This window comes from Bradyrhizobium sp. CCBAU 51745 (genome assembly GCF_028128715.1).
Classification (GTDB): domain Bacteria; phylum Pseudomonadota; class Alphaproteobacteria; order Rhizobiales; family Xanthobacteraceae; genus Bradyrhizobium; species Bradyrhizobium manausense.
In genome coordinates, this window is record NZ_LBJP01000083.1 from 123,143 (window position 1) to 135,194 (window position 12,052).

Below are 12,052 nucleotides of genomic sequence, written 5' to 3' on the forward strand. Positions count from 1 at the left end.
GACATGGGACGGCATCAGCACGACATCGACGAACTCGCGCGCATGGAGGGCATCTGCCAACAGCTGGCAGGGCAGGCGGCCATGCCGGAGCAGCGCGCGGGATTGCTGGCGCTGGCAGTCAATTATCGCGGCACCATCCTCGACGCGCAGGCCCGCGATCGGTTTGCAGACACGACGCAGACACCGCAGACATCAGGGTATTTTCGGCCGATCGCCACTTTGCCGTAAGTCATTGATTTGGCTTGTCGCGGGGAAAACCGGCTGTTTCCGGATCATGCTTTCGGCCCGCGCCGGCTACGGCTTCGTTGTTCTGGGCAAACAGTGACGCGGCACCGCCGCCGATCCGGATGGCGCGAACTGAAGCCGCCTTGCCGCGACCGGGCTGATTTGCTTAAAGCGCACGCAACTCCCTTCCCGACCGGCACGGGGCCGGCCTTGGATTGCCATGACATTCTTTTGGGGCGCGGTCGGCTACATCTTCGGGGCCTTTGCTCCCGGCTATCTGATCGTCCGCGCATTTCGCATCGAGCGGCTGCTGCCGCCGCTGGCCGGCCCGTTCGCCCTGAGCGTGATCGCGAGCGGCGTCATGGTCGAAACCGCGGTCTGGTTCGGCTTCTACACGACGGCCGTCGCCCGCGTGATTGCCGGCGCCGTGGTGGCGGCGGCATTGGCAACCCTGATCCAGGACAGCAGGCTCGCCTTCGATAGGGTTGCCACGGGCGCTCGCGCGTCATGGTGCGGGCTTTGCAATGCCGTGAAGCCGCCCGGCGGCCGCCTGCAGCCGTTGCCGCTTGTGAGCTGTCTGGCCGCCGTTCTGGTTTTCCTCTACACGCTAAACCTGTTGGCCGCCTCGTTCGGATCGATCCTGGTCGGCTACGATCCGGTGGCACAGTGGAATTTGTGGGCGCTGGACTGGGCGGCGAACCGGCTGCCGAACCGGATTTACCACTACCCCCAGCTCATCCCACAGCTGTGGTCGGTTCCTTATGTCTTGATGGGCGACTCGACCGTCGAGTTCTTCTCTTCCTCGTTCAAGTTCGTGTTCTGGCTGCTGACGTTCGAGACGCTGGCTTTCGTCGCGGTGCGCTCGCGCGATTTCGTTCTGCTGCTGAGCATTCCGATCGCGTTCGTCCTGATGCGGTGGGGCATCGGCGGCACATCCGTGCAGGATTTCATCGATGTCCCGGTCGCGTTCTTTGCTCTGCTCAGCACGGTCACTATTCTGCTGTTCGCTTCGTCGCACGAGCGGCCGCGCGCGATTGCGCTGGCCTTGCTGCTGGCCAGCGGCGCGGCCATGACCAAGCAGGTCGGCCTCTACATGATCGGCGCCGTGCCGCTGCTGTGCCTGTGCTGGACCTACGAGGAAAAGCGGCGACTGGCGCCCGTGTTCATGGAAGGTCTCGGCCTGACCTGGCGGACGGCGCTGGCCATCGCGCTGTGCGCTCCGATCTACGTCTATGCCTTCGTGACCATCCGCAATGGCAGCAACAGCTCGGAACTCGGCTACCTGTTCGAGGGCATCTATGAAAACCGCAGCCAGCTGACGCGCGCCGTCGACGCCATTGCCTTTGTTTACGCGTTGCTCGGCTTTAGCAGGTTCGCGGTGATCGGGATTGGATTGGCGGGCTTCATTGCCCTCAATGTCGCAGTGTTGTTCAATGCGCGCTATCGCTGGATCCTGCTCGCCGTCAATATTCCGTTCAGCACTTTATGGGCGGTGTATTTCAGCTATGACCGGCGCAATCTCGCGCTGGCGCTGCCGCTGTACGCGCTGACGTCCAGCGCCGGCGCGGGCGTGTTACTGCGGCGCTTCGCGAGCGCGCGGGAGCGCCCCCTGTCTTGTCTTGCATCAGAACCGCAGCCCCCGGCGGCAAACCGCGGTTACGCAAGTCGACATGGTCTGGCCGCAACTATTGTCGCGGTCGCGTCGGCCCTGGTCATTGGCGCCAGCATGACCTTCACCGCCGAACGGATGCACCAGCGGCAAAACGCAATCGAGCTGCGAATGCTGGCGGCGGAAGAACCCGGGCCGGTCGAGCCGATGCTGTCGTTCATGCAGCAGCTTGGTCCGCGCCTGATGATCTTCTCCGAATGGCGCTGGGCCTGCGCCTTTCATTTCAACCGCGGCTCCGAGAAATGTCTGAGGATCACTCCGGATGATTTCTTCCGTGCGTCGTCGGCCCCGTTGGCCGCACACCCAGACCGGCCGATTCTGCTGATCCTGTATCCGGCCACGGTCACGACAGATCGGGAACGCTGGATGCGTGACGCGGGCTTTGTCGAAAAGCCTGTCGGCGCCGGTGCCGGTGTCCGGTGCTTCGTTCGCTCAGGCCAAACTTGAAGCACGGTACATGTCTGACACTCCCTCTTTCCCAGACGTGCGCATTCGCCAGTCGACCAGGACTCTACTCATCCTTATCTTGCCGTCGCTTTACCTGGCGGCGACGCTGCTCTATTCGTCGTGGCAGGCCGTCTGGGGTCTTCCGGTCGATCCGGAATCGGCCTACACGATGAACGGACTCGTGGCGGCCGCCGGATACGGCTCGATGAAGTTCGACCATCCGGGAACGACGACGACGCTGCTCGTCGAGCTGATCATCAGGGTGTGGGGCCTGATGTCGCGGGCCGAGGACATCGTCGCGTTCGGGTTCAAGCATTACGATGCGATCACATGGGCAGCGCGAACCAGCGAGGCGCTGGTGCTTGCCGGCGCGCTGCTTGCAGGCGGGCTCATTGTCGGACGGACGACGCAGAGCGCGATCGCTGCGATGCTGTTTCAGGCCGGCGCGTTCGTGCATCCCGAAGTGTTTCACCTCCAGACGATGCTCGCTCCGGAAAGCCTGTTGGCGGCGATCGCACTATTCGGGATCGCGATCGTGATCAAGACTGCGCTCGACGAGAAGCCGCCGGCAACCGGCCTCGGTGTCGTCGCGGGGGTGATCTTCGCGTTGGGGTTCTCGACCAAATATCTTTATCTCCCGCAGGCCCTTTTCGCCGTGTGCCTGCTCGGAAACAGGCGCGCGTTCGTTGCCGCCGCGATTTCCGGTGCGGTCGGGTTTATCGGCTTCAATCTGATCTTCAATCCGGGAACGATCACGCGCGGCTTCGGATGGCTGGCGCAGATCGCCACGCATAAAGGACAGTATGGCGAGGGCGAGCGCGGGTTCATTGACTTCGCATCGTTCTGGTCGAACATGGCCGAGATCATCAAAGCCGCGCCGCTCGTGTTCGGGGTCTACATGGCGGCTGCGGGCACGGCGCTGACCTGGAGCGTCAGGACCCGGAGCTGGCGCGATCCGCTCAGCCTGACGCTCGGCGCCGCCGCGCTGATCTATGCTGCGCACCTTGTGGCGACGTCGAAGCATTTTGCGCTTCACTACATGCTGGTCCCGTGGGTCCAGACCGGGGGGGGGCTGGTGCTGGTCCTGGTGCAGCTCAGGCGGCTGGTGCCGACGCTGCGGCCGATCGCGCCGAGCCTGCTGGCGGGCTGCCTGTGCGCCGTCACAAGCGTGACGACGCTGATCGGGGCCAGCGCTCTTGCGCGGGAATGGTCGGCCCTGAACGCGGTCGGGGCGAGGCTCTCGAAGGCCGTCCTCGCGGCCGGACCCGCCTGCGCCAATGTTTCCGGCATGTTCGTGCGCGCGCCGGAGAACGACATGAACCACGGCTGGGACATGACCTTGCAGCTCTGGGGCGACCAGGCGATGCGAGAGAGGTTTTCGGCGGCCTACGCCAGCGCCTTCACAGTGCCGCTGCTGGACCACAACACCTATACGCACGTCCTCAAGAACAACTTCCGTCCTGAGAGCTATGCGAAGCTCGCGGCGGACTATCCCTGTATCGTCGTCCGCTCGGCCACGGCACTCGACGACGCGAATGCGATCGGGCTCCTGTCGCTCCATCCCGACCATTGCGTGATCGAGGGGATCCACGTCTACACGGTCGGGCTCGCCTGCGCGAAGGTGCGCGGCAGCTTTGAGGCGCAGCGGTGAGGGGGCGAGGCATTCCAACAATCGAGCCCCGCTGTGACACTCGGAGTCAAATTATCAATAGCGATTTCAGCTTGGTGAGCGCGCTGGGGCTCGAACCCAGGACCCCGTGATTAAAAGTCACGTGCTCTACCGGCTGAGCTACGCGCTCCCATGGCCGCTGATGGCTGCGAGATCGCCATCGTCTTCGGACATTCGAGAAGCATGTCTTGCCGCTGCGCTTCAGTTTGCGTCGCGGGGAAAACCGGCTGTTTCCGGATCATGCTTTCGGCCCGCGCTGTGTAGGGGGATGGGGCGCTGAGGTCAATAGCGAGGCTGGCTGCCAAAACACGCGGCAGAGGCGGGGATTTGCTTGGCGATTCCACCGCTTAGGCCGAGGTTTTGAACCTGTTTGGCGGGGCGTCATCCACGCCCAAACACCTCATAACTTTCATTCGCGGGGGGAGCGGGTGCCGATCCGCCCCCTCAGTTCGCCTCCCGCTGCACCTCGCTCGGCACGGCCTGCGCGTTGCCTGGCCCCGGCAGGGCGACGGGGCGGAGACCGATCAGCTCGGCGGTGCGGATCGCGCTGTCGCGCCAGAACTGGAACGAGTTGATGCGGCTGAGCTCGAGGATCGCGATCGCAACCGCGGCCAGGAACGGCAGGCTCTGCAGCACCAGCACGCCGGCGAAGATATAGATCTCGGTGATCTGCCGGAAAGAGTTGGAGGCGATCAGCACGCCGGCGCCGACCAGAAGCAGGACACCGATCACGGCCTCCCAGAACGCCTGGAACTCGATCGACATCCTGGAGAGGCCACCCTTGGAGGTGCGGGCGAACGCAATGTGTTCGGTGATCAGGCCCTGCGCGACTGCGCGCGACACCGTCCATTGCACGCTCATCGCGGCGATCATGGCGCCCAGCATCTGGCCGGGCTTGATCGCGACCCGGGCGCGATACATCGACAGGAAGTGCGCGAGCGAGACGATGAAGGCGCCGATGATCGGCAGCGTCAGGATCTTGTCGGGAATGGCGATGTCGGCGAAGGCGACGATCGGCACCCAGACGAGGTTGAGCAGCGCCACGACCACGCCGAGGCTTTCGGCTCCCAACCAGTTGAGCCAGCCAAGGCCGTATTCGCGCTTCTGGTCGGGCGTCAGCCGGCTCCGTCCGGGCAGGAACTGCCGCCAGTGCTTCTTCACGATCTGCAGGCCGCCATAGGCCCAGCGGTGGCGCTGCTTCTTGAAGGCCTCGTAGGTGTCGGGCAGCAGCCCCTTGCCGTAGCGATAATTGGTGTAGTGGGTGGTCCAGCCGAGCTCCTGGATCGCAAGGCCGAGATCGGAGTCCTCGCAGATCGTGTCGGATGACCAGCCGCCGGCCATGTCCATCGCGGCGCGGCGAATCAGGCACATCGTGCCGTGCACGATGACGGCGTTGAGCTCGTTGCGCTGGACCATGCCGATGTCGAAGAAGCCGGCATATTCGCCGTTCATGATGTAGTGCATGATCGAGAGGTCGCCGTCGCGATGCTCCTGCGGCGCCTGCACCAGGCCCACGCGCGGATCGGCGAAGGCTGGCACGAGGTCCTTGAGCCAGTCGGGCTCGACCACATAGTCGGCATCGAGGATGCCGATGATCTCGGCGTCAACGGCGGTGCGGTCCATGGCGATGCGCAGCGCGCCGGCCTTGAAGCCCTGCACCTTCTCGGCGTTGATGAACTTGAAGCGCTCACCGAGCGCGCGGCAATGATCCTGGATCGGCTGCCAGAACGCCGGGTCCGGCGTGTTGTTGATGATCACGACGCATTCGTAGTTCGGATAGTCGAGCCGCGACAGCGCATCGAGCGTCTGCTTGAGCATCTCGACCGGCTCGTAATACGCAGGGATATGGATCGAGACCTTCGGATAGTAATTCTCCGGCACGTTCTCGATCGCCTTGCCCTTGGTGAGCAGCCGCTGCGGCGGCCGTCCGAAGGCGACGGCCGCGATCTCGTCGATGCGGGCCATCGCGATGAGGACGAGAGGAACGAGGAGAATCATGCCGAGCGTCAGCGCGAAGGCCGAGCCGAAGATGAAATAATGGCCGTTCCAGAATGCGAACACGGTCGCGGCCCAGGCGCCGACGCCGTTGGCCGTGGCCGACAGCAGGAAGGCCTGTTTTGCGGTCGGCTGCTCCAGCCGCAGGATCGGCAACGACATCAGGATGCCGACCAGGAGCGCGATCGTCATCAGCTTCCAATAATCAGGGTTTTCGACCGGGCCGGTCCAGGCGAATTTCGGCTCGCGGCTGGCGTTGAGGATGCCCCAGTACGGACCGACGCCGCCTTCAAAATATTTCCAGGGCTGATCGATCGCTTCGACGATGTTGTATTCCATGCCCATGGCTTCGGCACGGCTGACGAAGTTGCGCAGCGTCAGCGCCTGCTGGAACGGGCCCGGGTCGGCGTTGCGCAAATTGTAGCCCGCGCTCGGCCAGCCGAACTCGGCGATCACGATGCGTTTGCCCGGGAACAGGTTGCGCAGGAGGTTGTAGCGGTCGACGGCCTGATCGACCGCCTGGTCCGAGCGGAAGTTCTCCCAATAGGGCAGCACGTGCGCGGCGATGAAATCGACGTTGGAGGCAAGGTCGGGATTGTCGCGCCAGATGTTCCAGATCTCGCCGGTGGTGACGGGCACGCGCACCGCGCTCTTCACCTTCTTGATCATCTCGATGAGGTCTTCGACCTTCTGCTCACCGCGGTAGATCACCTCGTTGCCGACGACGACGCCGTTGACGTTGCTGTTCTTGCGCGCGAGCTCGATCGCGGCCTTGATCTCGCGCTCGTTGCGATCCGGGTCCTTGTCGATCCAGGCGCCGACGGTGACCTTGAGGCCGAACTCGGCGGCGATCGGCGGCACCAGCTCCACACCGCCCGTCGACGAATAGAGGCGGATTGCGCGCGTCATCGTCGACAGCGTCTTCAGGTCTGAGCGGATTTTCTCGATGGTCGGAATGTTGTCGATATCAGGATGGGCCGAGCCCTCGAACGGCGCGTAGGAGACGCTCGGCAACAGGCCCTTGAAATCAGGCGCGGGTTCCCGGTCGCGCAGGACTCCCCAGATGCCGGCGTGAAGGACGGACACGAGCAACAGAACGGCGGCGACAACGCGCATCGCGGCTAAACCAATAGGGGCTGAAATGGCAGGGCTGCGGATCCGACCCCGAGATCCGACCGAGTCCGCGGCAAAGGGAGCATACCTCTGCCGCGCGGTTTCTCAACTGTCATGGCCTCATGTCCTTATGAGGGCATGGCCTTTTCGGAGCGGCAGTGCCAACCCCAGCTATCGCCGATCGTTCCTGAACGACAGGTGAAACGATCGCGGCTATTTCTGGGGCGCGGGCGAGGGGCTTGCCGCAGGTGCCGGGCTCGCGGGCGGCTGGGGTGGCTGCGAATTGCCGGTCGTGGGCGCCGGAGGCTGGGAGGCTGCAGCCGCCGCCTGCTGCGGCTGGGCGGCTGGATTGATCCAGCAGGCATGGACGCGGCTGTCCAGGGTCTCGGCGACCTTGGGATCGATCTGGGCGCCGAAGCGGGTCAGGCAGCGGAACGCAGCCTGGATGTGGCCGCCGGGGCAGCCGAAGCGATCATAAAGGTCGAGATGGCGGAACGCGGTATCGAGGTCATCCCGCCACATCAGCCGCACCACACGCCGGCCGAGCCAGACGCATTCGGGATTGCCGGCCGGCCCGTTGATGGCCTGGGCGGCCTCGGCGAATTCGTCGGTGCGGCGCTGGTTCTGGGCGGTGGCGTCCTTGGCGGCGTCGGCAGGCTGGGCAGCGGCCTTGCCCTGGTCGGGGGCGGGCGTCCCGCTCTGGGCGGAGGCACCGTCGAGGCCGGCCAGAAGGACAAGGGAGGAAACGGCCAACGAGGCGGCGAACTGCCGCAGGACCGCATTTCGTAACTCGAACACCCGTCGCCGCATGAATTCCCCAATGTCTCAGCCGTCCGCCCGCGGGAGGACCTCGCGGACGCCGGTCGTGATGGCGTCCAAATGGGTCTCCAATGCGGCGGAAAAGTCCCGCGAAATCCATTGGCCTGTATTTGGATTTTTGTCCAGCAAAGTCACGATCCTAGGGAATGGTCGAACCGCCGCAGCCTAATTCGTCGGGGAGAGGGCGCGTGCGGCCCCGGTCCCCCCTTGGCAGACGGCGTGCGAGCGGGTAATCGACGGACCCTTCGCGGAGGACGGAACAAATTTCACTTCGTACGCCACTGGCGCTCCTGCTCGTCTCACTGGGTGCGATCGCTGCCGTGTGGTGGTGGCTTGCCACGCCGATCACGCTCGCGCGCGCCCCCATCGATCCCAATGACAAGGTCCAATGCGTCTCCTATGCGCCGTTCCGCGGCGAGCAGACGCCGTTGAACGCGTGGACTCAGATCGAGGCCGACCAGATCGAGCAGGATCTGCGCCAGCTCAAGGAGATCACCGACTGCGTCCGCACCTACTCCATTGAGAACGGGCTCGACCAGGTGCCGGCGGTTGCGACCAAGGTCGGCGGGCTGAAGGTGATCCAGGGCATCTGGCTCGGCAGCAACCGTGCCAAGAACTTTGCGCAGGTGGCGACCGCGGTCCGCCTCACCAAGGAATTCCCCAACACCATCTCCGCGCTCGTCGTCGGCAACGAGGTGTTGCTGCGCGGCGAGATGACGACGCAGGATCTCATCGCGATCATCCGCTCGGTGAAGGCGCAGGTCACCGTGCCCGTGACCTATGCCGACGTCTGGGAATACTGGCTGAAGAACCGCGAGGTCTATGACGCCGTCGACTTCGTCACCATTCACATCCTGCCTTACTGGGAGGACATGCCGGTGAAGGCGAAATTCGCCTCGTCCCATGTCGAGGCGATCCGCGAGCGGATGGCGGTGGCGTTCCCTGACAAGGAAATCCTGATCGGTGAAACCGGCTGGCCGAGCGAGGGCCGCATGCGCGAAGGCGCGCTGCCGTCGCGCACCAACCAGGCGCGCGTCGTCTCGGAGATTCTGGCGCTTGCGAAGACGCTGAAGTTTCGCGTCAATCTCATCGAGGCTTATGACCAGCCATGGAAGCGGCGGCTGGAAGGCACCGTCGGCGGCTATTGGGGTCTGCTCGATTCCGTGCGGCGCCAGCTGAAATATCCGCCGGGCGAGCCGATCAGCAATTTCCCCCTCTGGAAATGGTACATGGGGTCAGGCATGGGCCTCAGCGTGCTGGTGTTCGCGGTCGCCCTCATCACGCTGCGGCGCCGGCCCTGGACGCCGCGCTTCTCGGCCTGGCTCGCCGTCGGCATCTCCGCGACATCGGCGGGCATCCTGCTCGGGATCGCCGCCGACAAGATGTACTACGAGAGCTATGGCTGGGGTGGCTGGCTGCAATGGGGCGCGCTGCTGCTCGCCGGCATCTTCTCGCCGATCTTCTGCGCGCAGGCGCTTGTGATCGGTCGCAATCTGCCGAGCTTCCTCGACCTGCTCGGGCCGCGCGAGGGACGCAAATGGTCGAAGCTTTCGGCCGTGCTCGGCCTGACCCTGGCGGTGACGGCGGTGATCGCGGCCGAGACCGCGCTCGGCTTCGTGTTCGATCCGCGCTACCGCGACTTCCCCTATGCCTCGCTGACGATGGCGGTGGTGCCGTTCGCGCTCTTGATGTTGAACCGGCCGCAGATCGGCGCGCGGCCGATCGCGGAAGCGGTGTTCGCGGGGCTATTGGCGGTGTCGGCGGTCTACGTGCTTCTGAACGAAGGCCGCGACAATTGGCAGGCGATGTGGACCTGCGCGATCTATCTCTTGTTCGCGCTCACGCTGTGGCGGGCGCGGGCCGAGCAAAGCCAAGGATGAGCAGGCCGATTGCAAGGCCCGACAGCACGATGTTGTAGAGCACGATGCCGAGGCCGGCTGCGACGACGCCGAGTGTGAGCAGCACGATCGAAGGCCGCATCAGGTTCAGCGTGGCGATGACAAGCGCGACGATGCCGAACACCGAGTTCTTGAACAGCGACGTCGACACCGAGCGCGCCTTGCAGATCATGGTCTGCAGGCCGGCGTCGCATGCGAGCGCGACTTGCGAGAACTCGATCGCGAGATAGCGCACATAGAGCGCCCAGCCGACGGTGACGAACCCGACGACGATGAGAAACTGGACCTGATAGGGCGTGAGGCGAAACGGCTTCTTTGTCATGCCGGCAATATGGTCGGGATGGCGGGAGGGAGCAACAGGGGGCGGGGCATTTTTACACCGGGGGCATCCCTCGGGTCGCTGGCTTTTTTGCTGCACTCCGCGCCTCGGAACCGTAGCGATACGGATTTGCGAAAGTTTCGACCCGGCCTAACGTTCGACGTGAACGCGCCGAGCGTGACTGCTGATTCGATCAGGAGCGGATCACCCTCGTTCCAGAGCGCGCTGAGGAGGACGCGAGAGGATTGGCAATGACTGAAGCGTTGCAGATCAATTTTGCGCTGTGGGGCATGATCATCTGTGCGGTGATCAAGATCAGCCAGCTGACGGCCTTTTAGCCGAACGCGTCGCTCACGCGACGCTGAGCTCCGGCTCATGAATCAAGCGTCCTGATAGCCCTATCGCCTGAAGAAGGATGATATCGTCGATCCCGCCGACGCCGTCTCCGGTGGCTTGGCTGCGGCCGGCGCTGGTTGCGGCGCGGGCGCCGGCTCCTCGCGCTTTGAGCGTTTGGAGGAGTAGCTGCGGCGATGCTTGTCGGGCTTGGCGGTCGGCGCGGGCGCGGGGGCCGTCTCGGCTTGCGGCACGGAGTCTTGCGCCTTCTCGGAGTTCTTCTCCGACCCCTTGTCCTGGGATTTCTCCTGGAATTTCTCTTGGGATTTGTCTTGGGATTTGTCTTGGGATTTCTCTTGGGACTTTTCTTGGGATTTGTCCGAGCCTCCGCGCATCGACAGGCGCTGGCCGTCGAACACCGTGGTCTCGCAATGGCGGTCGCTTTCGGCAAGGCCCGCACAGAGCTTTGCCGCGGCGGCGGCGTTGATCAGGGGACCTGCACCGAGGCGGAGCTGCATGCCGAGACCGTTCGTGCCTTCCTTGATCATGATGATGGGCCGGAGTGCGGCGATCTCGGGGTTGGACTTGCTCAGCCCGCGCCAGAGCGCGCGTAAGCCGTCGACCGAATTCGCACCGCCGAGCTCGATGGCAAAGCGCGTCTGCTGAACAGCGATGGCGGGGACCTCGGCTTCTATCGCCTCAGCTGGCTTGGCTGCTGCGACTTCGGTCGGAGCTGGCGCCGGCTCGGGCTTCTTGTCGGCGGCCTTCTCGGCTGGCTCCGGCTGGATCAGTTTCGACGCGGCAGGATCGGGCGGTGCCATGATCGACTTCGATGGCAGCAGCGGAAGCATCGGCGCTGCCGATGGCGTTACCGGCGCCTGCTGAACCAGCGAGGCGGCAGCCGCTGTCTGTGGCGACGGGCTCGGCTGATCCTTCGCAGCCTCTTTCGAGCTGTCCTTGCTCGAACTGTCCTTGTTCGCGACGTCCTTGGGCTCCTTGGCGGACGTGACGCGCGGCCTGTCGACCAGCGAGGCGGCCGTCGAGGCAACCGGTGCGACCTCCGGTGCCGGGGCCGGGGGCTGTGCAGCGGCGACGGGAACGTCCTGCGGCTTCGAGGCTGGCGCTGGCTGCGATGTCGCGTTCTGCTTGGCGATGGCGCCTGTGACGGAATCGAGCCCCTGCTCGAGCACCGTGACGCGCGAATAGAGCCGGTCGCGATCGGTGTTCAGCGTCTCGATCGCGGAGGCGAGGCGGCGGGCTTCGAGCTGGATTTGCTTGGTCAGCACCTGAATCTGGTCGGACTGGCGGGCGAGGTCGGCGGAGGCGACCTGGTCGCGCCGCCAGCCGAGCTGGGCCTGGTTGGCCATCACGGCGACCACGACGGCGCCGACCGCGGCGACGCCCCACGAGCCCAGCCGCCACAGCAAACGACGATCGAACGCGCCTTCCTCGGCCAAAAGTCCGGAGAACAGCCCGCCGGTCTCCTTGTCGCCGAAGGCATCCGCCAGTGGGTCGGAATCCCTTGCCATGAACGTTAAGTGCCCAGCCCTGTCTGGCTTCCCCGA

Annotated in this window: 8 protein-coding genes and 1 tRNA gene; 4 read left to right on the forward strand and 5 right to left on the reverse strand. The window is 64.6% G+C overall.

What is annotated here, in order from left to right:
- Positions 1-3 precede the first annotated feature (3 nt).
- The 3 genes from XH98_RS24330 to XH98_RS24340 all read left to right on the forward strand — a co-directional run bounded on the left by XH98_RS24330 (position 4) and on the right by XH98_RS24340 (position 3,992).
- Positions 4-228, forward strand: a complete 225-nt coding sequence (locus XH98_RS24330; protein WP_271601234.1) for a hypothetical protein — start codon at positions 4-6, stop codon at positions 226-228.
- A gap of 217 nt (positions 229-445) precedes the next feature.
- Positions 446-2,341 (forward strand): hypothetical protein, encoded by a 1,896-nt coding sequence (locus tag XH98_RS24335; RefSeq protein WP_271620148.1) that lies wholly within the window; start codon positions 446-448, stop codon positions 2,339-2,341.
- Positions 2,342-2,351: 10 nt separating this feature from the next.
- Positions 2,352-3,992, forward strand: coding sequence for a hypothetical protein (locus tag XH98_RS24340; RefSeq protein WP_271620149.1), 1,641 nt, complete (start codon positions 2,352-2,354; stop codon positions 3,990-3,992).
- Between the two features lie 72 nt (positions 3,993-4,064).
- Here the strand turns inward: XH98_RS24340 and XH98_RS24345 are convergent.
- The 3 genes from XH98_RS24345 to XH98_RS24355 all read right to left on the reverse strand — a co-directional run bounded on the left by XH98_RS24345 (position 4,065) and on the right by XH98_RS24355 (position 7,928).
- A tRNA-Lys gene (locus XH98_RS24345) sits at positions 4,065-4,140 on the reverse strand.
- Positions 4,141-4,454: 314 nt separating this feature from the next.
- A complete protein-coding gene (locus XH98_RS24350) occupies positions 4,455-7,121 on the reverse strand; it encodes a glycosyltransferase (protein WP_271601237.1) in 2,667 nt (888 codons plus the stop codon).
- 210 nt (positions 7,122-7,331) lie between these two features.
- Complete coding sequence (locus XH98_RS24355) at positions 7,332-7,928, reverse strand: beta-1-3, beta-1-6-glucan biosynthesis protein (protein ID WP_271601238.1); 597 nt, start codon at positions 7,926-7,928, stop codon at positions 7,332-7,334.
- A gap of 329 nt (positions 7,929-8,257) precedes the next feature.
- Between XH98_RS24355 and XH98_RS24360 the strand changes: the two genes are divergently transcribed.
- A complete protein-coding gene (locus XH98_RS24360) occupies positions 8,258-9,817 on the forward strand; it encodes a glycoside hydrolase family 17 protein (RefSeq protein ID WP_271620150.1) in 1,560 nt (519 codons plus the stop codon).
- Here XH98_RS24360 and XH98_RS24365 read toward each other — a convergent pair.
- Complete coding sequence (locus XH98_RS24365) at positions 9,777-10,157, reverse strand: hypothetical protein (RefSeq protein WP_027534560.1); 381 nt, start codon at positions 10,155-10,157, stop codon at positions 9,777-9,779. The two genes, XH98_RS24360 and XH98_RS24365, sit on opposite strands and share 41 nt — an antisense overlap.
- 395 nt (positions 10,158-10,552) lie before the next feature.
- Positions 10,553-12,016, reverse strand: a complete 1,464-nt coding sequence (locus tag XH98_RS24370) for a hypothetical protein (RefSeq protein WP_271620151.1) — start codon at positions 12,014-12,016, stop codon at positions 10,553-10,555.
- Positions 12,017-12,052 lie beyond the last annotated feature (36 nt).